This window comes from Citrobacter sp. RHBSTW-00671 (assembly GCF_014103415.1).
GTDB lineage: Bacteria > Pseudomonadota > Gammaproteobacteria > Enterobacterales > Enterobacteriaceae > Citrobacter.
The window spans coordinates 3975466-3997491 of the sequence record NZ_JABXPR010000001.1; the positions used below are offsets into that span (position 1 = coordinate 3975466).

Here is a 22026-nt window from a genome sequence, read left to right on the forward strand (position 1 = left end):
CACTTCGCAAAAATAAACAATAACACAGCAAATTCTTTACATTCATCCAAACTAAATGTTAACAAACATATACAAGACTGCACGTTTAAGTAGCAAACAATGACAACATCACAATGGGTATCAATGCGTCACCGGCGCAGACGATAAAGGAGTTGGATATGCAATTACGTAAGCTCGCCACAGCCATGCTGGTTATGGGAATGTCCGCTGGTCTGGCGCACGCAGAAGACGCAGCACCAGCGGCAGGCAGCACGCTGGATAAGATCGCTAAAAATGGCGTAATCGTCGTCGGACACCGTGAATCCTCGGTACCGTTTTCTTACTACGATAATCAGCAAAAAGTGGTCGGCTATTCACAGGATTACTCCAATGCAATTGTTGAAGCTGTGAAGAAAAAGCTGAACAAGCCTGACCTGCAGGTGAAACTGATCCCAATTACCTCTCAGAACCGTATTCCGCTGTTGCAAAATGGCACCTTCGACTTTGAGTGTGGTTCCACCACCAACAACATTGAGCGCCAGAAGCAAGCGGCTTTCTCTGACACTATTTTCGTTGTCGGCACCCGTCTGCTGGCGAAAAAAGGTGGCGATATCAAAGATTTCCCTGACCTGAAAGGGAAAGCGGTCGTCGTCACTTCCGGTACCACCTCAGAAGTGCTGCTGCACAAACTGAACGAAGAACAAAAAATGGATATGCGCATCATCAGCGCGAAAGACCACGGTGACTCTTTCCGTACTCTGGAAAGTGGTCGCGCCGTTGCCTTTATGATGGATGACGCCCTGCTGGCCGGCGAGCGCGCGAAAGCGAAGAAACCGGACAACTGGGAGATCGTCGGCAAGCCGCAGTCTCAGGAAGCTTACGGCTGTATGCTGCGTAAAGACGATGCTGAATTCAAAAAGCTGATGGATGACACCATTGCCCAGGCTCAGACTTCAGGCGAGGCGGAAAAATGGTTTGATAAGTGGTTTAAAAACCCAATTCCGCCGAAGAACCTGAACATGAATTTCGAACTGTCAGACGAAATGAAGGCTCTGTTCAAGTCACCGAATGATAAAGCGCTTAACTAACTAAAATAAATGGGGCGAGTTCACCTTGCCCTCTCGATTGTTACTTGGCACGGACAGACTATAAGCCTGATGGTCGTTCCCCATCAGGCCTGAAAACCGCTAAACGCTGAATAACAATCTTCGAGGGTAGCGCTGCTACCCTTTTTTTTCTGGAGTAGATTTATGTCTATAGACTGGAACTGGGGTATTTTTTTACAACAGGCCCCGTTCGGCAACACCACCTATCTTGGCTGGCTCTGGAGCGGTTTCCAGGTCACTGTCGCATTATCCATCACCGCCTGGATTATCGCTTTCCTGGTGGGTTCGTTATTCGGCATCTTACGTACCGTTCCGAACCGTTTCCTTTCCGGAATTGGCACGCTGTATGTCGAGCTCTTTCGTAACGTACCGCTGATCGTTCAATTCTTTACCTGGTACCTGGTCGTGCCTGAACTGCTGCCGGAAAACATTGGCATGTGGTTTAAGTCAGAACTGGACCCTAACATCCAGTTCTTCCTTTCCTCCATGATCTGTCTGGGGCTGTTTACCGCCGCACGCGTTTGTGAGCAGGTTCGTGCCGCGATTCAATCACTGCCTCGCGGGCAGAAAAACGCCGCACTGGCGATGGGGCTAACGCTGCCACAGGCCTATCGCTATGTTTTGCTGCCAAACGCCTACCGCGTGATTGTGCCGCCAATGACCTCAGAGATGATGAACCTGGTGAAGAACTCAGCCATCGCCTCAACCATCGGTCTGGTCGATATGGCGGCACAGGCGGGGAAACTGCTGGATTACTCTGCCCACGCATGGGAATCGTTTACGGCTATCACCCTTGCCTACGTCTTGATTAACGCCTTTATTATGCTGGTGATGAATTTCGTCGAACGTAAAATCCGCCTGCCTGGCAATTTAGGAGGCAAATAATGTACGAATTTGACTGGAGTTCTATCGTCCCTTCCCTGCCATTTTTGTTGGATGGGCTGCTCATCACGCTGAAAATCACCGTTACCGCGGTTATCATTGGTATCGTGTGGGGAACCCTCCTGGCAGTCATGCGACTGTCGAGCTTTGCGCCGATTTCCTGGTTTGCAAAGATCTACGTCAACGTATTCCGCTCCATCCCTCTGGTCATGGTGCTGTTGTGGTTCTACCTGATTGTGCCCGGTTTTCTGCAAAACGTGCTGGGGCTGTCACCGAAAACCGATATTCGCCTGATCTCAGCAATGGTCGCGTTTTCGATGTTCGAAGCGGCCTACTACTCGGAAATTATCCGTGCCGGGATCCAGAGTATCTCTCGCGGGCAGTCCAGCGCTGCGCTGGCGCTAGGGATGACGCACTGGCAATCAATGAAACTCATCATATTGCCACAGGCATTCCGCGCCATGGTTCCGCTGCTACTGACCCAGGGCATCGTACTGTTCCAGGATACCTCACTGGTCTACGTATTGAGTCTGGCAGATTTCTTCCGCACCGCCTCCACTATTGGCGAGCGTGACGGTACACAGGTCGAAATGATCCTGTTCGCTGGCGCCGTTTATTTTGTATTCAGTCTGAGCGCATCGTTGTTGGTCAGCTATTTGAAGAAAAGGACAGTTTAATGATTACCCTGAAAAATGTTTCTAAATGGTATGGTCACTTTCAGGTGCTGACCGACTGCTCTACGGAAGTGAAAAAAGGAGAAGTGGTGGTGGTCTGCGGCCCGTCAGGCTCCGGTAAATCCACACTTATCAAGACGGTAAACGGCCTGGAACCCGTCCAGCAGGGCATCATCACGGTTGACGGCACCGTCGTAAATGACAAGAAAACCGATCTGGCCAAACTGCGCTCCCGCGTCGGCATGGTGTTCCAGCACTTTGAGCTGTTTCCCCATTTGTCGATTATCGAGAACCTGACGTTAGCCCAGGTCAAAGTGCTTAAACGCGATAAAGCGCCTGCACGGGCAAAAGCGCAAAAGCTGCTTGAACGCGTCGGTCTGGCGGCGCATGCCGAGAAGTTTCCGGCACAACTCTCAGGGGGTCAGCAACAACGTGTCGCTATCGCCCGGGCGCTGTGTATGGACCCTATCGCCATGCTGTTTGACGAGCCGACGTCCGCACTGGACCCAGAAATGATCAACGAAGTACTGGACGTTATGGTTGAGCTGGCTAATGAAGGGATGACCATGATGGTGGTTACCCACGAAATGGGCTTTGCGCGGAAAGTGGCGAACCGGGTGATCTTTATGGATGAAGGGAAAATTGTTGAAGACTCACCGAAAGAGGAGTTCTTCGCTAATCCAAAATCGGACCGCGCCAAAGACTTCCTCGCGAAAATATTGCACTGATCATACTGGCGCGTACCTTCAGGTGCGCGCCACCTCACGCTTTATACCTTCACTCCTCGAATCATGTACAGCCCAGCGTTAACCTTGTCACAAAGTCCCACTAACAAGGAGCAACAATGGCACTTCCCATTCTGTTTGATTGCGATCCGGGTCATGACGACGCTATCGCAATTGTTCTCGCCCTCGCCTCACCTGAGCTGGACGTGAAAGCGATAACCTCTTCTGCCGGTAACCAGACACCCGATAAAACGCTACGTAACGTGTTGCGCATGTTGACGCTGCTTAACCGTACCGATATTCCTGTAGCTGGCGGAGCGCTAAAACCATTGATGCGCAATCTGATTATCGCCGACAACGTGCACGGTGAAAGCGGTCTGGATGGTCCTGCGCTACCGGAGCCCGCTTTTGCTCCACAGGCCTGTACTGCCGTTGAATTGATGGCAAAAACCCTACGCGAGAGTCATGAGCCGGTAACGATTGTCTCCACCGGGCCGCAAACGAACGTGGCGTTGCTGCTGAACAGTCATCCTGAACTGCACGCAAAGATCGCCCGAATCGTTATCATGGGTGGCGCAATGGGTCTCGGGAACTGGACGCCCGCGGCAGAGTTCAATATTTATGTTGATCCTGAGGCGGCCGAAATCGTGTTCCAGTCGGGAATTCCGGTAGTGATGGCGGGACTTGACGTCACACATAAAGCACAAATTCACCGTGAAGATACGGAACGGTTCCGTGCGATTGGGAATCCCATTTCCACCATTGTCGCTGAGTTGCTGGACTTTTTCTTCGAGTATCACAAAGACGAGAAATGGGGATTTGTCGGCGCACCGCTGCACGATCCATGTACCATTGCCTGGCTGCTGAAACCTGAGCTGTTTACTACCGTTGAGCGCTGGGTCGGCGTGGAAACGCAGGGTAAATATACCCAGGGAATGACCGTGGTGGACTATTACTTCCTGAGCGGAAATAAGCCAAATGCCACCGTGATGGTGGACGTTGATCGCCAGGGGTTTGTCAATCTGCTGGCGGAGCGGTTAAGGTATTACGCGTAAAACTGTAGGCCGGATAAGGCGCTTGCGCCACCATCCGGCATATTGCCTGATGGCGATGCTGTCGCATCTTATCAGGCCTACAAATGACGTTTAACGCGCCTAATCATCACGGCTCAAATGGCCGACGCTGGAACTGATCGTGACCGCATTTCGGGCATAACGGCAGCACGTCCGGCGTGTAAACGGCTAAATGGAAGTGGCATTTCTCACAGACCAGGTTCCCCAGCCCGACGACCTCACCGCTGTGATAAACCCCGTGATGACTTAGATCCTGAAACACTTCGCGCCATTCAAGCTGGGTTTTATCGGTAATATCCGCCAGCTCCTGCCAGATACTCTCTTTGATGACCCGCATAAAGACGCTGTCAGTCTCCTCATCGAGACTCTCTTCATAGCTGAGCGCAAACTCTTCAAGATCGCGTCTGACGGCCCGGGTAAGTTCTTCGACTTCGGTTCGCGTTAACTCCCCGGTCTGCATAACTCGCTGACGTGCCTGGTCCACCAGCGCATCGATATCGCGTTCACCATTGCGCAGACGTTCACTCAGTGACGTCACCAGTTCACGGTAATATTGAGCAACCTTGTTCATCGCTTCGCCTCCTGGGTCGTTAACTGTCTATAATAATAGACGTTATTTACGCTACGCTTTGCAAGACTGTCCACAGAGTGTGTAAATTCGTGCAAGAATTATCCTTGCGGGAATTCAACGCTGAATGCGCGAAAGGCTGTTTTGACGCGGGCGTTTGGGCTATGCTATGCGGATCTGAAACACCACATCTAGAGCTACGTTTGTAGCTGTATTGAAAACAGGACCACTGGCTGCCATGCAAGAGCAATACCGCCCGGAAGAGATAGAATCCAAAGTACAGCTTCACTGGGATGAGAAGCGCACATTTGAAGTTACCGAAGACGAGAGCAAAGAGAAGTATTACTGCCTGTCTATGCTTCCCTATCCTTCTGGTCGACTACACATGGGCCACGTACGTAACTACACCATCGGTGACGTGATCGCCCGCTACCAGCGCATGCTGGGCAAAAACGTACTGCAGCCCATTGGCTGGGATGCGTTCGGTCTGCCTGCGGAAGGCGCAGCGGTTAAAAACAACACCGCGCCGGCACCGTGGACGTACGACAACATCGCTTACATGAAAAACCAGCTCAAAATGCTGGGCTTTGGTTACGACTGGAGCCGTGAGCTGGCGACCTGCACCCCGGAATACTACCGTTGGGAACAAAAGTTCTTCACCGAGCTGTACAAAAAAGGTCTGGTATACAAGAAAACCTCTGCGGTGAACTGGTGCCCGAACGACCAGACCGTACTGGCGAACGAACAGGTTATCGACGGCTGCTGCTGGCGTTGCGATACCAAAGTTGAGCGTAAAGAGATCCCACAGTGGTTCATCAAAATCACCGCTTACGCTGACGAACTGCTGCGTGACCTGGATAACCTGGATCACTGGCCTGACACCGTTAAAACAATGCAGCGTAACTGGATTGGCCGTTCTGAAGGCGTGGAAATCACCTTCGATGTGAACGGTTACGACAACACGCTGACCGTTTACACCACTCGTCCGGACACCTTTATGGGTGCGACCTATCTGGCCGTTGCCGCAGGTCACCCGCTGGCGCAGAAAGCCGCTGCAAATAACCCGGAACTGGCCGCCTTCATTGACGAATGCCGCAACACCAAGGTTGCTGAAGCCGAAATGGCAACCATGGAGAAGAAAGGCGTCGATACCGGCTTTAAAGCCGTTCACCCGCTGACGGGCGAAGAGATCCCGGTTTGGGCAGCAAACTTTGTCCTGATGGAATACGGTACGGGTGCAGTGATGGCCGTTCCGGGTCACGATCAGCGCGATTACGAGTTTGCGACCAAGTATGGCCTGGCCATCAAGCCGGTAATTCTGACCGCTGAAGGCACAGAACCGGATCTGTCTGAACAGGCACTGACCGAAAAAGGCGTGCTGTTTAACTCCGGCGAGTTTGACGGTCTGGCCTTCGAAGACGCGTTCAACGCCATTGCCGACAAGCTGGTAGCGAAAGGCGTGGGTGAGCGTAAAGTGAACTACCGTCTGCGTGACTGGGGCGTTTCCCGTCAGCGTTACTGGGGTGCGCCAATCCCGATGGTCACGCTGGAAGACGGTACCGTACTGCCAACGCCAGAAGACCAACTGCCGGTTATTCTGCCGGAAGATGTCGTCATGGACGGTATCACCAGCCCGATCAAAGCCGATCCAGAGTGGGCGAAAACCACCGTTAACGGTATGCCTGCGCTGCGCGAAACCGACACCTTCGATACCTTTATGGAGTCCTCCTGGTACTACGCGCGCTATACCTGTCCACAGTATCAGGAAGGTATGTTGGACTCTAAGGCCGCCAACTACTGGCTGCCGGTTGATATCTACATTGGTGGTATTGAACACGCCATCATGCACCTGCTCTACTTCCGCTTCTTCCACAAACTGATGCGCGACGCGGGCATGGTGAACTCCGACGAACCGGCTAAACAGCTGCTGTGCCAGGGTATGGTGCTGGCAGATGCGTTCTACTACGTTGGCGCAAACGGCGAGCGTAACTGGGTTTCTCCAGTTGATGCGATCGTTGAGCGTGACGAAAAAGGCCGTATCGTTAAGGCCCGGGACGCACAAGGTCATGAACTGGTGTATACCGGCATGAGCAAAATGTCCAAGTCGAAAAATAACGGTATCGACCCGCAGGTCATGGTTGAACGTTACGGTGCGGATACCGTGCGTCTGTTCATGATGTTCGCCTCTCCGGCTGACATGACTCTGGAATGGCAAGAATCCGGCGTAGAAGGGGCAAACCGCTTCCTGAAACGTGTCTGGAAACTGGTTTACGAACACACCACCCAAGGTGATGTGGCTGCACTGAACGTTGATGCGTTGAGCGAAGATCAAAAAGCGCTGCGTCGTGACGTACACAAAACCATCGCGAAAGTGACTGATGATATCGGTCGTCGTCAGACCTTTAACACCGCGATTGCGGCGATTATGGAACTGATGAACAAGCTGGCAAAAGCACCGCAGGAAGACGAACAGGACAGAGCCCTGATGCAGGAAGCGCTGCTGGCCGTTGTGCGTATGCTTAACCCGTTCACCCCACACGTTTGCTTCACCTTGTGGCAAGCGCTGAAAGGCGAAGGCGATATCGACAATGCGCCGTGGCCTGTTGCTGAAGAAAGCGCCATGGTCGAAGACTCCACGCTGATCGTGGTGCAGGTCAACGGCAAAGTCCGTGGTAAAATTACCGTTCCGGTAAACGCCACTGAAGAGCAGGTTCGTGAACGTGCTGGCCAGGAGCATCTGGTCGCAAAATATCTTGATGGCGTTACCGTACGTAAAGTGATTTATGTACCGGGTAAACTCCTCAATCTGGTCGTTGGCTAAGCGCGGGAGGAAGCGTGCGACATCTGACAACATTGTTGTTATCCCTGGTGGTGCTTGTCACCGCCGGGTGTGGCTGGCATCTGCGTAGTACTACGCAGGTTCCCCCCACGATGAAAACCATGATTCTGGTCACGGGTGATCCGAACGGCCCGTTAAGCCGTGCGGTGCGTAATCAGCTGCGTTTGAATGGCGTTACACTGCTCGAAGACAGCTCAACGCGCAAAGACGTTCCGTCCTTACGCCTTGGTGCAGTCAGCATTTCGCAGGATACCGCGTCCGTGTTCCAGAACGGTCAAACCGCTGAATACCAGATGGTGATGTCCGTTAGTGCTTCAGTCCTGATCCCGGGCCATGATATTTACCCGATCAGCGCTAAAGTCTATCGTTCATTCTTCGACAACCCGCAAGCGGCACTGGCGAAGGATAACGAGCAGGAGATGATCGTTAAAGAGATGTACGACAAGGCGGCCGAGCAGTTGATTCGTAAACTGCCAAGCGTACATATTGCTGATGTTCAGTCATCCAGTGATGACGTCGGGCCTGCAGTGAAAACTGCAGCGCCAGCGTCCTCCTCTCCGGCGCGTGTTTCCACCACGCTGGGTAACTGATGCTCAAGTTGTACCCTGAACAACTCCGCGCACAGCTCAATGAAGGGCTGCGCGCGGCGTATTTATTACTGGGCAATGACCCCCTGTTGTTGCAGGAAAGCCAGGACATCGTCCGTATGGCTGCCGCCGCGCAAGGGTTCGAAGAACACCATACATTCACCCTCGATACCAGCACCGACTGGGGCGCAATCTTTTCCCTTTGCCAGGCGATGAGCCTGTTTGCCAGCCGTCAAACGTTACTCCTGCAGCTGCCAGAAAATGGCCCCAATGCTGCCATTAATGAACAACTTGCCTCGCTCGTCACGCTGTTACATGACGATCTGCTGCTTATTGTTCGTGGTAACAAGCTGACCAAAGCCCAGGAAAACGCCGCATGGTATACCGGACTGGCGAATAACGCGGTGATGGTCAGTTGCCAGACACCTGAACAGGCACAGCTTCCGCGTTGGGTAGCCGCAAGGGCGAAGCACCATAATCTGCAGCTGGATGACGCCGCCAACCAGCTCTTATGCTATTGCTACGAAGGCAATCTGTTAGCGTTAGCGCAGGCGCTGGAGCGGTTGTCGCTACTTTGGCCTGACGGTAAATTAACGCTGCCTCGTGTAGAACAAGCCGTTAACGATGCCGCGCACTTTACCCCCTTCCACTGGGTGGATGCGCTGCTGATGGGCAAAAGCAAGCGCGCGCTGCATATTCTGCAACAGCTTCGTCTTGAAGGCAGTGAACCCGTTATTTTGTTACGTACTCTGCAGCGGGAATTATTACTGCTGGTGAACCTGAAACGGCAGTCGGCCCATACCCCATTACGGGCATTGTTTGACAAACATCGGGTATGGCAAAATCGCCGTGGCATGATGGGAGACGCGTTAAACCGACTGACCCCCACGCAGTTACGTCAGGCGGTCACGCTGTTAACACGTACGGAAATTACGCTTAAACAAGACTATGGTCAGTCAGTGTGGGCGGAGCTTGAGGGGCTTTCCCTGTTGCTTTGCCATAAATCACTGGCAGATGTTTTTATTGATGGTTGATATGAAATCATTGCAGGCTCTGTTCGGTGGCACCTTTGATCCGGTGCATTATGGTCATCTGAAACCCGTTGAAATTCTGGCGAATCTGATTGGCCTGTCTCGGGTCATTGTCATGCCCAATAACGTACCACCGCATCGTGCGCAACCGGAAGCCTCCAGCGCCCAGCGTAAACATATGCTTGAACTGGCCATTGCCGACAAACCTTTGTTTTCACTGGATGAACGCGAGCTAAAACGCGATACCGCCTCGTACACCGCACAAACGCTGCAAGAGTGGCGCGTGGAACAAGGCCCGGATGCACCGCTGGCATTCATTATTGGCCAGGATTCACTGCTGACCTTTCCTTCCTGGCATGATTACGACACGATTCTGGATAACACCCACCTTATCGTGTGTCGACGACCGGGTTATCCCCTCGAGATGGCGCAGGAACAGCACCAGCAGTGGCTGGAAAATCATCTGACCCATACGGCAGACGATCTGCATAACCTGCCGGCAGGCAAGATTTACCTTGCCGAAACGCCGTGGTTCAATATCTCCGCCACGCTTATTCGCGAACGCCTGGAAAAAGGCGAGCCGTGCGACGACTTACTACCACGCGCCGTGCTCGACTATATCAACCAGCAGGGTTTGTACCGCTAAGCGTGTTGGTTAATGCCGCCAGCAGGCGGTCATTTTCTTCCTGACTACGAACAGCAACCCGGTAATAACGCGCGTCCAACCCAGGGTAATTGGCACAACTGCGGATCAAAACATGTTGTTCCAGCAGTGATTTTTGCAAATCGATATCCGGTCGATCGCAGCGTAACAGCCGATAGTTAGCCCGACCGGGATAGGCTGTCAGGCCGGGCAGCGTTTGCAATTGTTGATCAAATCGCCGTCCTTCCTGTGCCAGCCATTGCCACGTCGCCTGCTGATAGGCACTATCGCTGAGAATCATCTCTCCCGCCAGCGCGGCAAATGCGTTAATTGACCACGGCATTTGTCGGCTGCGCATCCGTGCCACGGCCTGTTCGTCGCTATTGACCAGATAACCCAATCGCAACCCCGGTATCGCATAGAACTTGGTCAGCGAGCGAAGAACCCAAATGTGCGGATTCTCTTGTAGCCGCGGAATAAAACCCTCCTCCCCGGCAATAAAATCAATAAAGGCTTCATCCAGAATTAAGGTAATCCCCAATTCAGCGCAGCGCGTTGCTATCGCAGCAAGCAGACGCTCATCGGGCAATAGCCCTGTCGGGTTGTTGGGCGTACAGAGAAAAAGACAGTCCAGCTGCGGCGTTAACGCATCCAGGATCGTGGCGGTGAGCTGCCAGCCATCCTCCTCGCGCAGCGCAAACTCATGGATCGCACATTCGCCCCATTCCAGCGCCCGGCGGTATTCAGCAAATCCGGGGGCGACAATCAGCGCATGACGCGGCTTGAGCCCATTAACCAGGGTGAAGATAGATTCTGTTTCGCCATTCCCCGCGAGGATCCACGAAACAGGTACCTGATGATGCTGTGCCAGCGCCGCATGCAACTGGATGTAGTCAACGTCCGGGTAGCGTTCAGCCCTGTCCAGATTGTCGATAAGCGCGCATTTTAAGGTTGCGGGCATACCCAGCGGGTTAATATTCGCGCTAAAATCCAGCAATTGCTCAGGCGGGATGCCCAACAATGCGGCGGCTTCTCGGGTATTACCGCCGTGCGCGCTCTTCAATAAAGACATCGTGCCGCTCCAGTCAAAAAAGGGTATTTTATTGAAAAAATCTCTGCGCAATCAGGGCAAGCATCATATTTTGTGCGAATAGCCCCAAGAGGAAAAAATGAGACTCTGGTTAGTACGTCACGGAGAAACCGAAGCCAATGTCGCTGGATTATACAGCGGTCATGCCCCCACACCGCTAACGGAACGAGGGATTGCTCAGGCGCAATCACTGAGTGGGCTGCTACGCAATGTCCCTTTCGACAACGTCCTGTGCAGCGAACTCGAACGCGCCCGCCATACAACCCAACTGATTCTGGCGGAACGCGAGGTTCCTTTGCGTGTCATGCCTGAACTTAATGAGATGTTCTTTGGCGACTGGGAAATGCGCCATCATCGCGATCTTGCACGTGAAGACGCTGAAAATTATGCCGTATGGTGTAATGACTGGCAGAACGCAACCCCAACCAATGGCGAAGGATTCCAGGCATTTTCACAGCGTGTTGAACGTTTCATTGCGCGGCTTGCTGAATACAAAGACAGTCAAAATCTGTTGGTGGTAAGTCATCAGGGTGTGCTGAGCGTGCTGGTGGCCCGGCTGCTGTCCATGCCCGCGGCCGCCATGTGGCACTTTCGCATCGAACAGGGTTGCTGGAGTGCAATTGATTTTTGTGACGACTTTGCAGTTCTGAAAGTTCTCAATAGTCGCGCCGTGTGGCACGAGGGTGAGTGAATGCACTGTTTTTTCTGCCGATGGGCCTCTCTCCCATTGACACCCTATGACAGGCTGCTATTCTCCGCAACCTGACTTTTCCCGCCTTTCAGAGCTTTGCAGAAATTGTTTTACAAAAATGGCGATGCATTCTGTTGCGTGGGGTGGGATGATAGCGCACCTCAAAAGCGCTTTCGGAGACATTTGTCCCGATATCGCCTCTGGTTCAGGTATACTAACAGACGTTTTTAACTCTTTTCACCCAGGGGGAACACTTGCAGGGTAAAGCACTCCAGGATTTTGTAATCGACAAAATTGATGACCTGAAAGGTCAAGACATCATCGCCTTAGATGTTCAGGGCAAATCCAGTATCACCGATTGCATGATTATCTGCACTGGCACGTCCAGTCGCCATGTCATGTCTATCGCCGATCACGTTGTTCAGGAATCTCGCACCGCCGGTCTGCTGCCGCTTGGCGTAGAAGGTGAGAACGTAGCTGACTGGATCGTCGTCGATCTTGGCGATGTGATTGTCCACGTTATGCAGGAAGAGAGCCGTCGCCTGTATGAACTGGAAAAACTCTGGAGTTAATGCGTGAAGCTGCAACTTGTCGCCGTGGGTACGAAGATGCCTGACTGGGTGCAAACCGGTTTTACAGAGTACCTGCGCCGGTTTCCAAAAGACATGCCCTTTGAGCTGATTGAAATCCCGGCAGGAAAACGCGGCAAGAACGCGGACATTAAACGCATTCTCGACAAAGAGGGTGAACAGATGCTGGCCGCCGCAGGCAAAAACCGCATCGTCACCCTTGATATCCCAGGCAAACCCTGGGACACGCCACAGCTGGCGACCGAGCTGGAACGCTGGAAACTGGATGGTCGTGACGTCAGTCTGTTGATTGGCGGACCGGAAGGGCTGTCCCCCGCCTGCAAAGCGGCAGCGGAACAAAGCTGGTCACTCTCTGCATTAACCCTTCCCCACCCTCTTGTTCGGGTGCTGGTCGCAGAGAGTCTGTACAGGGCGTGGAGCATTACCACCAACCATCCTTATCACCGTGAGTGATCATTGATTCTTGAGTAGATTAAGCAGCGGATGAAACTACAGAATTCTTTTCGCGACTATACGGCTGAGTCCGCGCTGTTTGTGCGCCGGGCGCTGGTCGCTTTTTTGGGGATTTTGCTGCTCACTGGCGTGCTAATTGCCAATCTTTATAATCTGCAAATCGTTCGTTTTACTGACTATCAGACCCGTTCGAACGAGAACCGCATCAAACTGGTGCCTATCGCCCCCAGCCGCGGCATCATATACGACCGCAACGGAATTCCTCTCGCCCTTAACCGCACTATTTATCAAATAGAGATGATGCCGGAGAAGGTCGACAATATTCAGGATACCCTCGACGCGCTACGCAACGTCGTGGATCTGACCGATGACGACATCGCAGCCTTTAAAAAAGAGCGCGCCCGCTCGCACCGCTTCACCTCGATCCCGGTAAAAACCAACCTGACTGAAGTTCAGGTCGCACGCTTTGCCGTGAATCAGTACCGTTTCCCCGGCGTCGAGGTCAAAGGCTATAAACGCCGCTATTATCCGTACGGCTCCGCACTGACCCACGTGATTGGCTACGTATCGAAAATCAACGACAAAGATGTTGAACGTCTGGATAAAGACGGCAAGCTGGCCAACTACGCAGCCACGCATGACATCGGCAAGCTGGGTATCGAGCGCTATTACGAAGACGTACTTCATGGCCAAACCGGTTATGAAGAGGTTGAAGTCAATAACCGTGGCCGCGTCATTCGACAGCTCAAAGAGGTCGCCCCGCAGGCCGGGCACGATATCTATCTGACGCTTGATGTAAAACTCCAGCAATACATTGAAACGCTGCTGGCGGGTAGCCGTGCTGCCGTCGTGGTCACAGACCCACGTACCGGCGGTGTCCTGGCACTGGTCTCTATGCCGAGCTACGATCCGAACCTGTTCGTGGACGGCATCTCCAGCAAAGATTATTCCGGGTTGCTCAATGACCCCAACACCCCACTGGTTAACCGCGCCACGCAGGGCGTTTACCCTCCGGCGTCCACGGTTAAACCTTATGTTGCGGTCTCTGCGTTAAGCGCAGGCGTGATTACCCGCAATACCGGGCTATTCGATCCGGGCTGGTGGCAATTACCCGGTTCAGAGAAACGTTACCGTGACTGGAAAAAATGGGGTCACGGTCATCTGAACATCACCCGTTCTCTGGAAGAGTCCGCGGATACGTTTTTCTATCAAATCGCCTATGATATGGGGATTGACCGTCTTTCTGAGTGGATGAGCAAGTTTGGTTACGGCCATTATACCGGCATCGATCTCGCTGAAGAGCGCGCCGGAAACATGCCAACCCGCGAGTGGAAGCAAAAACGGTTTAAAAAGCCCTGGTACCAGGGTGATACAATCCCTGTCGGTATCGGTCAGGGCTACTGGACAGCAACACCTATCCAGATGAGTAAAGCGCTGATGATCCTCATCAACGACGGCATGGTGAAAGTCCCGCATCTGCTGATGAGCACAGCGGAAAACGGCAAGCAGGTGCCGTGGATACAGCCACATGAGCCTCCTGTCGGTGACATTCATTCTGGCTACTGGGAAATCGCCAAAGACGGTATGTACGGTGTAGCGAATCGCCCTAATGGGACTGCGCACAAGTATTTTGCTGGCGCACCCTACAAAATTGCGGCGAAATCCGGCACCGCGCAGGTATTTGGCCTGAAAGCCAATGAAACCTATAACGCACATAAGATCGCCGAACGTTTACGCGACCACAAACTGATGACTGCATTCGCGCCCTATGACAAACCTGAGGTCGCTGTCGCGATGATCCTCGAAAACGGTGGGGCCGGTCCGGCGGTAGGTACACTCATGCGCCAGATCCTTGACCACATTATGTTGGGCGACAACAACACCAATCTGCCTGCTGAAAACCCGGCGGTTGCAGCAGGTGAGGACCAATAATCGTGACGGATAATCCGAACAAAAAGACATTCTGGGACAAAATTCATATCGATCCCACAATGTTGCTTATCTTGCTGGCTCTGCTGGTATACAGCTCGCTGGTCATCTGGAGCGCCAGCGGCCAGGATATTGGCATGATGGAACGCAAGGTCGGCCAGATCGCTATGGGGCTGGTCATCATGGTCGTGATGGCGCAAATTCCCCCCAGAGTCTATGAAGGTTGGGCGCCGTACCTCTATATCTTCTGTATCATCTTGTTGGTTGCTGTTGATGCCTTCGGCGCCATTTCCAAAGGCGCACAACGTTGGCTGGATTTGGGCATCGTGCGTTTTCAGCCCTCGGAAATTGCCAAGATAGCCGTCCCGCTGATGGTGGCGCGCTTTATCAACCGCGATGTCTGCCCACCGTCGCTGAAGAATACGGCTATCGCGCTGGTGCTCATTTTTATGCCCACGCTGCTGGTTGCCGCGCAGCCTGACCTTGGAACCTCAATCCTGGTTGCACTTTCCGGCCTGTTTGTCCTGTTCCTCTCCGGGTTGAGCTGGCGTCTCATCGGCGTTGCTGTGGTTCTGGTGGCCGCATTTATTCCAATACTGTGGTTTTTCCTGATGCATGATTACCAGCGGCAACGCGTGATGATGCTTCTCGACCCGGAAACCGATCCGCTGGGCGCGGGCTATCACATTATTCAGTCTAAAATTGCTATTGGTTCAGGTGGGCTACGCGGTAAAGGCTGGTTGCATGGTACGCAGTCGCAGTTGGAGTTTTTGCCCGAACGTCATACTGACTTTATCTTTGCAGTACTGGCGGAAGAGCTGGGTCTGGTCGGGATTTTAATCCTGCTTGCTCTGTACATTTTGCTGATTATGCGTGGATTGTGGATCGCCGCCCACGCACAAACAACCTTTGGTCGCGTCATGGCCGGTGGTTTAATGTTGATATTATTCGTTTATGTCTTCGTAAATATTGGTATGGTGAGCGGTATTCTGCCTGTGGTTGGGGTTCCACTCCCACTGGTCAGTTACGGAGGCTCTGCACTGATCGTGCTGATGGCCGGGTTCGGGATTGTCATGTCGATCCACACCCATAGAAAAATGTTGTCGAAAAGCGTGTAAGGGGTACGCAATGCGTAAGCAGTGGATTGGAATCTGCATCGCAGCAGGAATGCTCGCGGCGTGTTCAAGTGATGATGGTCAGCAACAGGCTGCCGTCGCACCGCAGCCTGCGGTGTGTAATGGTCCGATTGTTGAAATCAGCGGAGCCGATCCGCGCTTTGAACCCCTGAACCCAACGGCGAATCAGGACTATCAGCGTGACGGTAAGAGCTACAAGATAGTCCAGGACCCCTCCCGCTTTAGCCAGGCTGGACTGGCCTCCATTTACGATGCGGAGCCGGGAAGTAATTTAACCGCCTCTGGTGAAGCGTTCGACCCGATGCAGCTGACCGCTGCGCACCCAACGCTGCCTATTCCAAGCTATGCCAGAATTACTAACCTGGCAAATGGTCGAATGATCGTCGTACGCATTAACGATCGTGGCCCCTATGGCAACGATCGCGTCGTTTCGCTGTCGCGAGCAGCAGCCGATCGTCTGAATACCTCTAACAACACGAAAGTGCGTATTGATCCTATCATTGTCGCACAGGATGGCTCTCTGTCCGGCCCAGGTATGGCCTGTACAACAGTGGCCAAACAAACCTATGCCCTGCCCTCACGCCCTGATTTAAGTGGCGGCAGCATGCCTGCTACACCGGATGCGGGTCAGCCGCAGGGTGATATTCGCCCGATCAGCAATTCCACACTGAAAAGCGATGACCCTACCGGAGCACCAGTAAACAGCGGTGGTTTCCTCGGGGCACCGACCACGCTCGCTTCCGGCGTGCTTGAAGGTAGCGAACCGACGCCAGCGCCACAACCGGCCGCCCCTGTGACTGCGCCAGCCACCACACCGACTGTCGCAGCAGCACCCGCCGCCGCCGTTGCCACTCCGGCAGCCGCAGCCAACGGCCGTTACGTCGTTCAGGTTGGTGCGGTAAGCGAGCAGGCGCGCGCGCAGCAGTATCAAAAGCGTTTAAGTCAGCAGTTTGGCGTTCCGGGCCGGGTTGTGCAAAACGGTGCCGTTTGGCGTATTCAGATGGGGCCATTCGCCAGCAAGGCTGAAGCCTCCACACTGCAACAGCGTCTGCAATCCGAGGCGCAATTACAGTCCTTCATCACCGGCGTGTAATAACGTAAACCAGGCATCTGAGTTGTCAATTTCTGTAAACGACATTAACAAAGTCACGCGGAAAGTCAGATGCCTGTGAGTTATGCATTTGCTATAGTAGGGCACTTTTTTTAATTTCACCACGGACGTCGTAGTTCAGACCATGAAGACCACTTTTTCCGCTCGTTTCGTGCAGCGCATGGCGCTCACCGCGGCTCTCTGCGCAGCCTCTCTTTCTGCTGCCCATGCAGATGACCTGAATATTAAAACCATGATCCCGGGTGTTCCGCAGATCGATGCGGAGTCGTATATCCTGATTGACTACAATTCAGGCAAAGTTCTGGCAGAACAGAATGCGGACTCTCGCCGCGATCCCGCCAGCCTGACCAAAATGATGACCAGCTACGTCATCGGACAGGCAATGAAAGCCGGGAAATTCAAAGAAACCGATTTGGTCACCGTCGGCAACGACGCCTGGGCTACGGGCAACCCTGTCTTTAAAGGTTCATCCCTGATGTTCCTCAAGCCGGGCATGCAGGTGCCAGTATCGCAGCTAATCCGTGGTATCAACCTGCAATCCGGTAACGATGCTTGCGTGGCAATGGCAGACTTTTCTGCCGGAAGTCAGGACGCTTTCGTCGGCCTGATGAACAGCTATGTTAATGCGCTGGGGCTGAAAAACACCCACTTCCAGACCGTACATGGCCTGGATGCAGAAGGCCAGTACAGCTCAGCTCGCGATATGGCGCTGATTGGTCAGGCGCTGATCCGCGATGTACCTAACGAGTACTCTATCTATAAAGAAAAAGAGTTCACCTTTAACGGTATCCGCCAGCTCAACCGTAACGGTCTGCTGTGGGATAACAGCCTGAATGTTGACGGTATCAAAACCGGCCATACTGACAAAGCGGGTTATAACCTTGTGGCTTCCGCGACCGAAGGTCAGATGCGTCTGATCTCCGCCGTGATGGGCGGTCGCACCTATAAAGGTCGTGAAACCGAAAGTAAAAAGCTGCTGACCTGGGGCTTCCGTTTCTTTGAAACCGTGAATCCGCTGAAAGTCGGCAAAGAGTTTGCCTCAGAGCCCGCCTGGTTTGGTAATACCGATCGTGCATCATTAGGTGTCGATAAAGATGTCTACCTGACGATTCCACGCGGCCGCATGAAAGATCTGAAAGCCAGCTATGTTCTGAACACCACGGAACTGCATGCTCCGCTGCAGAAAAACCAGGTTGTCGGCACCATCAACTTCCAGCTTGATGGCAAAACCATTGAGCAGCGTCCGCTGGTGGTTCTGCAGGAAATCCCGGAAGGCAACTTCTTTGGTAAAATCATTGATTACATTAAATTAATGTTCCATCACTGGTTTGGCTAAAAATCGAACACTTGAAAGTGTGATTTACGTCCCCATATACTAAGTATCCAGATAACTCCCACGCTCTGTGGGAGTTATTATTTTTTGATGTAACGCCGGAGCTGACATGAAAACCAAACTTAACGAACTGCTTGAATTCCCTACTCCATTTACTTACAAAGTAATGGGGCAGGCGTTGCCTGAGCTGGTTGATCAGGTGGTTGAAGTGGTACAGCGCCATGCGCCAGGTGATTACTCCCCAACGGTAAAACCGAGCAGCAAAGGCAACTACCACTCGGTCTCAATCACTATTAATGCGACACACATTGAGCAGGTTGAAACGCTGTACGAAGAATTAGGTAATATCGACATCGTACGTATGGTGCTGTAAAAACCTGTCGGTTACCCGCTGCATCCCCGCTCGGGTAACCCCACCCTCCTGTGATATACTTTTCCCCTCTTTAACATTCTCTACTCTGTGTGAGTATCTACGGAGATGCCGTTTTGTATCAGGATAAAATTCTGGTCCGCCAGCTCGGTCTTCAGCCCTACGAGCCAGTCTCTCAGGCCATGCACGAATTCACCGATACCCGTGATGAAAACAGTCATGATGAAATCTGGCTGGTAGAGCATTATCCTGTCTTTACCCAGGGTCAGGCCGGTAAAGCAGAGCACGTACTGATGCCCGGTGATATTCCCGTTATCCAGAGCGATCGGGGCGGTCAGGTGACATACCACGGACCCGGTCAGCAGGTTATGTATGTTCTGTTGAACCTCAAACGCCGCAAACTGGGCGTGCGTGAACTGGTCACACTGCTGGAACAAACCGTGGTGAATACGCTTGCGGAGATAGGTATTGATGCCCATCCGCGTGCTGATGCGCCGGGGGTCTATGTCGGCGAAAAGAAAATCTGCTCGTTAGGGTTACGTATCCGGAGAGGCTGCTCGTTTCACGGCTTAGCGCTCAACGTAGATATGGACCTGTCACCTTTCCTGCGCATCAACCCCTGTGGCTATGCCGGAATGGAAATGGCAAAAGTCTCGCAGTGGGACAGTACGGCAACAACCGAGAGCGTGCGTCCTCGTCTGCTGGCTAACATTTTAGCGCTGTTAGGCAATCCCCCCCACGAGTACATCGCAGACTGAAAAACAGGTTATCGTTTGCCGCAGCATATGTTGTGGCAAATGGCACAAAACAACAACTATTTTACATTTTGCCAGCCTGTCAGGCTGCTTTCTGGCCCGTTTCAATGATATACTGCGTATCACTAATTCAAAAATAGTTGATAAATGCAACATTCCCTTGAATTGAAACGCTTTCCTTCGTAATTCGCAACTGGAACACGCAAGCTATGAGTAAACCCATTGTGATGGAACGCGGTGTTAAATACCGCGATGCCGATAAGATGGCTCTTATCCCGGTAAAAAATGTAGCAACAGAGCGCGAAGCCCTGCTGCGTAAACCGGAATGGATGAAAATAAAACTGCCAGCGGACTCCACTCGCATCCAGGGTATCAAAGCAGCGATGCGCAAAAATGGCCTGCACTCTGTCTGCGAAGAAGCGTCCTGCCCTAACCTGGCTGAATGTTTCAATCACGGCACTGCAACCTTTATGATCCTCGGCGCAATCTGTACCCGCCGTTGCCCATTCTGCGACGTTGCCCATGGCCGTCCGGTTGCTCCTGATGCTAACGAGCCGTTAAAACTGGCTCAGACGATTGCAGACATGGCGCTGCGCTATGTGGTCATTACCTCCGTTGACCGCGACGATCTGCGCGATGGCGGCGCCCAGCACTTTGCTGACTGCATCACCGCTATTCGTGAGAAAAGCCCGTCGATTAAAATCGAAACGCTGGTACCTGACTTCCGTGGTCGTATGGATCGTGCGCTGGATATCCTCACGGCCACCCCGCCAGACGTGTTTAACCATAACCTCGAGAACGTTCCGCGTATATATCGCAACGTACGCCCTGGGGCTGATTACAACTGGTCACTGAAGCTTCTGGAACGTTTCAAGGAAGCGCACCCTGAGATCCCAACCAAATCCGGTCTGATGGTGGGTCTGGGTGAAACCAATGCTGAAATCATTGAGGTTATGCGCGATCTGCGCAGCCATGGCGTGACCATGCTGACGCTGGGTCAGTATCTACAGCCAAGCCGCCATCACCTGCCGGTTCAGCGCTATGTAAGCCCGGACGAGTTTGATGAGATGAAGGCTGAAGCCATGGCAATGGGCTTTACCCATGCAGCCTGCGGCCCATTTGTTCGTTCTTCTTACCATGCGGACATGCAGGCGAAAGGGCTGGAAGTGAAGTGATCGTGTAATACTCACTTACATTTCAGCAATAAAAAAACCGGCAATTGCCGGTTTTTTTTCATGCAGAGTATGCAGTATGAGCATCGTGCTCCTGACATTACTCTTTATGGGAAAGCTTCTCCGTCTGAACGCTACCGTCAGCATCTTTCTTAGCATCGGCATTATCATCGTTCATCGCTTTCTTGAAGCCTTTAATTGCCGTTCCCAGGTCTCCACCCAGCGTACGTAACTTCTTGGTACCAAACAGCAGAACGACCAGTGCGGCAACCACCAGCAGTTTGGTAATACTAATCTCACCCATAGATACCTTCTTAACTTAAACCAGGCTGCATAAAGCGCCATATTAACCTGAGAATATTAACGGCCTTTCGACGCGCGCACACAATAGCAATCTGTAACAAGGTGAATCAAGCCTTGTTTAAAAAAACGTCATAATAATTGCGGTGGCGCAAAGCGGCGGTTACGTAATACAGGAAGTTGCGCCCTGACCTGCCTCACCCGCTCAGCAGAAACCTCCGTCATTATCAGCGCGGGTGTTTCCGCCGCAGCGGCAATCGTCACGCCAAACGGATCGATAACCCGGCTCTGACCGATATTCTTGTTACCACACTCCCCCGCAGCAATCACATAACAGGTTGCATCCAGGGCTCTTGCCGCCAGCAGCGTTGTCCAATGATGCTCTTTTAGCGAACCACGAACCCAGGCAGCCGGTAAGACCAGGATTTCAGCCCCCTGTAACGCGAGCGCCAATGCCAGCTCAGGAAAGCGCAGATCATAGCAGGTCATTAACCCTACCTTTAATCCGTCAACGTCCAGCAATGGCGCTACAGCCTCACCTGCATCGACATTTCGCGACTCCTGAATCGAAAAGGCATCATAGAGATGTAATTTTGCGTAGTGGGCAACAACCCGGCCTCCCCGTAGCGCAATCAGCATGTTCAACGCCCGACCAGGTACAGAGGGAACATGAATCGTCAGGATCGTCGTCATCTCGTTTTTCGCGCTCTCTTGCTGTAGCCGGGTCAGAAAACCGCCCTCCAGTAGCTGAGCCGACTTCACCGACAGGTCGGGGTCGAGATCGTCACGGGCCAACAGCGCTTCCGGCAATACCAACAGCGATGCTCCCTCTCCTGCGGCCTGAGACATCAACTGGACACACGTTTCCGCATTTTTTTCCCACGAGGGGCCCACGGCAAATTGCCCTGCTGCAACAAACATATTCCCTCCAGAAAAATGGGTTAAGCTCGCCAACAACAATTATTCAGCGTTACACTCACGCTATATAC

At 52.8% G+C, this 22026-nt stretch carries 23 protein-coding genes; 19 read left to right on the forward strand and 4 right to left on the reverse strand.

What is annotated here, in order from left to right; all coding sequences use genetic code 11:
* Positions 1 to 158 precede the first annotated feature (158 nt).
* The 5 genes from HV261_RS19045 to rihA all read left to right on the forward strand — a co-directional run bounded on the left by HV261_RS19045 (position 159) and on the right by rihA (position 4421).
* Positions 159 to 1067 (forward strand): amino acid ABC transporter substrate-binding protein, encoded by a 909-nt coding sequence (locus HV261_RS19045; RefSeq protein ID WP_202039147.1) that lies wholly within the window; start codon positions 159 to 161, stop codon positions 1065 to 1067.
* A 162-nt stretch (positions 1068 to 1229) separates the two neighbouring features.
* Positions 1230 to 1970: a glutamate/aspartate ABC transporter permease GltJ gene (gene gltJ / locus HV261_RS19050; RefSeq protein WP_137384502.1), complete on the forward strand. Its 741-nt coding sequence runs from the start codon at positions 1230 to 1232 to the stop codon at positions 1968 to 1970.
* A complete protein-coding gene (gene gltK / locus HV261_RS19055) occupies positions 1970 to 2644 on the forward strand; it encodes a glutamate/aspartate ABC transporter permease GltK (RefSeq protein ID WP_202039148.1) in 675 nt (224 codons plus the stop codon). Before gltJ ends, gltK begins: the two co-directional genes overlap by 1 nt.
* Positions 2644 to 3369 carry a glutamate/aspartate ABC transporter ATP-binding protein GltL gene (gene gltL, locus HV261_RS19060; protein ID WP_042309800.1) on the forward strand — a complete coding sequence of 242 codons (726 nt, stop codon included), beginning with the start codon at positions 2644 to 2646 and terminating at the stop codon, positions 3367 to 3369. The genes gltK and gltL overlap by 1 nt, the downstream gene beginning before the upstream one ends.
* A 116-nt stretch (positions 3370 to 3485) precedes the next feature.
* Positions 3486 to 4421, forward strand: coding sequence for a pyrimidine-specific ribonucleoside hydrolase RihA (gene rihA, locus HV261_RS19065; protein ID WP_202039149.1), 936 nt, complete (start codon positions 3486 to 3488; stop codon positions 4419 to 4421).
* Between the two features lie 106 nt (positions 4422 to 4527).
* Here the strand turns inward: rihA and HV261_RS19070 are convergent, their stop codons facing one another.
* Complete coding sequence (locus tag HV261_RS19070) at positions 4528 to 5010, reverse strand: zinc ribbon-containing protein (RefSeq protein WP_096757892.1); 483 nt, start codon at positions 5008 to 5010, stop codon at positions 4528 to 4530.
* A gap of 235 nt (positions 5011 to 5245) precedes the next feature.
* On the opposite strand from HV261_RS19070, the gene leuS reads away from it, so the two are divergent.
* The 4 genes from leuS to nadD are packed head-to-tail and all read left to right on the forward strand — an operon-like array spanning position 5246 to position 10110.
* Positions 5246 to 7828: a leucine--tRNA ligase gene (gene leuS / locus HV261_RS19075; protein WP_202039150.1), complete on the forward strand. Its 2583-nt coding sequence runs from the start codon at positions 5246 to 5248 to the stop codon at positions 7826 to 7828.
* A gap of 14 nt (positions 7829 to 7842) precedes the next feature.
* A complete protein-coding gene (gene lptE / locus HV261_RS19080; protein ID WP_202039151.1) occupies positions 7843 to 8436 on the forward strand; it encodes an LPS assembly lipoprotein LptE in 594 nt (197 codons plus the stop codon).
* The gene (gene holA, locus HV261_RS19085; protein ID WP_202039152.1) at positions 8436 to 9467 is read left to right on the forward strand and encodes a DNA polymerase III subunit delta; all 1032 of its coding nucleotides are present in this window, start codon (positions 8436 to 8438) and stop codon (positions 9465 to 9467) included. The genes lptE and holA overlap by 1 nt, the downstream gene beginning before the upstream one ends.
* Before the next feature lies 1 nt (position 9468).
* The gene (gene nadD, locus HV261_RS19090; RefSeq protein WP_086523834.1) at positions 9469 to 10110 is read left to right on the forward strand and encodes a nicotinate-nucleotide adenylyltransferase; all 642 of its coding nucleotides are present in this window, start codon (positions 9469 to 9471) and stop codon (positions 10108 to 10110) included.
* On the opposite strand, the gene cobD is transcribed toward nadD, so the two are convergent.
* A complete protein-coding gene (gene cobD / locus HV261_RS19095; protein ID WP_202039153.1) occupies positions 10085 to 11179 on the reverse strand; it encodes a threonine-phosphate decarboxylase CobD in 1095 nt (364 codons plus the stop codon). The two genes, nadD and cobD, sit on opposite strands and share 26 nt — an antisense overlap.
* A 97-nt stretch (positions 11180 to 11276) precedes the next feature.
* Here cobD and HV261_RS19100 point away from each other — a divergent pair, with 97 nt between their 5' ends.
* The 10 genes from HV261_RS19100 (at position 11277) to lipA (ending at position 20740) form a co-directional block, all read left to right on the forward strand.
* Positions 11277 to 11888: an adenosylcobalamin/alpha-ribazole phosphatase gene (locus tag HV261_RS19100; protein ID WP_202039154.1), complete on the forward strand. Its 612-nt coding sequence runs from the start codon at positions 11277 to 11279 to the stop codon at positions 11886 to 11888.
* 254 nt (positions 11889 to 12142) lie between these two features.
* The gene (rsfS, locus tag HV261_RS19105) at positions 12143 to 12460 is read left to right on the forward strand and encodes a ribosome silencing factor (RefSeq protein ID WP_003022728.1); all 318 of its coding nucleotides are present in this window, start codon (positions 12143 to 12145) and stop codon (positions 12458 to 12460) included.
* Between the two features lie 3 nt (positions 12461 to 12463).
* Positions 12464 to 12931, forward strand: a complete 468-nt coding sequence (gene rlmH / locus HV261_RS19110; RefSeq protein WP_003022725.1) for a 23S rRNA (pseudouridine(1915)-N(3))-methyltransferase RlmH — start codon at positions 12464 to 12466, stop codon at positions 12929 to 12931.
* A gap of 30 nt (positions 12932 to 12961) precedes the next feature.
* Positions 12962 to 14863, forward strand: coding sequence for a peptidoglycan DD-transpeptidase MrdA (mrdA, locus tag HV261_RS19115; RefSeq protein ID WP_202039155.1), 1902 nt, complete (start codon positions 12962 to 12964; stop codon positions 14861 to 14863).
* Positions 14864 to 14865: 2 nt separating this feature from the next.
* Positions 14866 to 15978: a peptidoglycan glycosyltransferase MrdB gene (gene mrdB, locus HV261_RS19120; RefSeq protein ID WP_003022718.1), complete on the forward strand. Its 1113-nt coding sequence runs from the start codon at positions 14866 to 14868 to the stop codon at positions 15976 to 15978.
* Positions 15979 to 15988: 10 nt separating this feature from the next.
* A complete protein-coding gene (gene rlpA / locus HV261_RS19125) occupies positions 15989 to 17089 on the forward strand; it encodes an endolytic peptidoglycan transglycosylase RlpA (protein WP_202039156.1) in 1101 nt (366 codons plus the stop codon).
* 142 nt (positions 17090 to 17231) lie between these two features.
* Positions 17232 to 18443, forward strand: coding sequence for a D-alanyl-D-alanine carboxypeptidase DacA (dacA, locus tag HV261_RS19130; RefSeq protein ID WP_137384513.1), 1212 nt, complete (start codon positions 17232 to 17234; stop codon positions 18441 to 18443).
* A gap of 106 nt (positions 18444 to 18549) precedes the next feature.
* Positions 18550 to 18813, forward strand: a complete 264-nt coding sequence (gene ybeD, locus HV261_RS19135) for a DUF493 family protein YbeD (protein WP_000850547.1) — start codon at positions 18550 to 18552, stop codon at positions 18811 to 18813.
* Between the two features lie 113 nt (positions 18814 to 18926).
* Positions 18927 to 19568, forward strand: coding sequence for a lipoyl(octanoyl) transferase LipB (gene lipB, locus HV261_RS19140; protein WP_202039157.1), 642 nt, complete (start codon positions 18927 to 18929; stop codon positions 19566 to 19568).
* 206 nt (positions 19569 to 19774) lie between these two features.
* Positions 19775 to 20740 (forward strand): lipoyl synthase, encoded by a 966-nt coding sequence (lipA, locus tag HV261_RS19145; protein WP_003022702.1) that lies wholly within the window; start codon positions 19775 to 19777, stop codon positions 20738 to 20740.
* Positions 20741 to 20837: 97 nt separating this feature from the next.
* Here the strand turns inward: lipA and tatE are convergent, their stop codons facing one another.
* Positions 20838 to 21041, reverse strand: a complete 204-nt coding sequence (gene tatE, locus HV261_RS19150; RefSeq protein WP_048212302.1) for a twin-arginine translocase subunit TatE — start codon at positions 21039 to 21041, stop codon at positions 20838 to 20840.
* Positions 21042 to 21169: 128 nt separating this feature from the next.
* Entirely contained in the window at positions 21170 to 21958 is a 789-nt protein-coding gene (locus HV261_RS19155) for a deaminated glutathione amidase (protein WP_202039158.1), read from the reverse strand.
* Positions 21959 to 22026: the final 68 nt, after the last annotated feature.

Coding starts and splice junctions, on each gene's coding strand:
- HV261_RS19045 (WP_202039147.1), top strand. CDS start 159: ATGCAATTACGTAAGCTCGCCACAGCCATGCTGGTTATGGGAATGTCC.
- gltJ (WP_137384502.1), top strand. CDS start 1,230: ATGTCTATAGACTGGAACTGGGGTATTTTTTTACAACAGGCCCCGTTC.
- gltK (WP_202039148.1), top strand. CDS start 1,970: ATGTACGAATTTGACTGGAGTTCTATCGTCCCTTCCCTGCCATTTTTG.
- gltL (WP_042309800.1), top strand. CDS start 2,644: ATGATTACCCTGAAAAATGTTTCTAAATGGTATGGTCACTTTCAGGTG.
- rihA (WP_202039149.1), top strand. CDS start 3,486: ATGGCACTTCCCATTCTGTTTGATTGCGATCCGGGTCATGACGACGCT.
- HV261_RS19070 (WP_096757892.1), bottom strand. CDS start 5,010: ATGAACAAGGTTGCTCAATATTACCGTGAACTGGTGACGTCACTGAGT.
- leuS (WP_202039150.1), top strand. CDS start 5,246: ATGCAAGAGCAATACCGCCCGGAAGAGATAGAATCCAAAGTACAGCTT.
- holA (WP_202039152.1), top strand. CDS start 8,436: ATGCTCAAGTTGTACCCTGAACAACTCCGCGCACAGCTCAATGAAGGG.
- nadD (WP_086523834.1), top strand. CDS start 9,469: ATGAAATCATTGCAGGCTCTGTTCGGTGGCACCTTTGATCCGGTGCAT.
- cobD (WP_202039153.1), bottom strand. CDS start 11,179: ATGTCTTTATTGAAGAGCGCGCACGGCGGTAATACCCGAGAAGCCGCC.
- HV261_RS19100 (WP_202039154.1), top strand. CDS start 11,277: ATGAGACTCTGGTTAGTACGTCACGGAGAAACCGAAGCCAATGTCGCT.
- mrdA (WP_202039155.1), top strand. CDS start 12,962: ATGAAACTACAGAATTCTTTTCGCGACTATACGGCTGAGTCCGCGCTG.
- rlpA (WP_202039156.1), top strand. CDS start 15,989: ATGCGTAAGCAGTGGATTGGAATCTGCATCGCAGCAGGAATGCTCGCG.
- dacA (WP_137384513.1), top strand. CDS start 17,232: ATGAAGACCACTTTTTCCGCTCGTTTCGTGCAGCGCATGGCGCTCACC.
- ybeD (WP_000850547.1), top strand. CDS start 18,550: ATGAAAACCAAACTTAACGAACTGCTTGAATTCCCTACTCCATTTACT.
- lipA (WP_003022702.1), top strand. CDS start 19,775: ATGAGTAAACCCATTGTGATGGAACGCGGTGTTAAATACCGCGATGCC.
- tatE (WP_048212302.1), bottom strand. CDS start 21,041: ATGGGTGAGATTAGTATTACCAAACTGCTGGTGGTTGCCGCACTGGTC.
- HV261_RS19155 (WP_202039158.1), bottom strand. CDS start 21,958: ATGTTTGTTGCAGCAGGGCAATTTGCCGTGGGCCCCTCGTGGGAAAAA.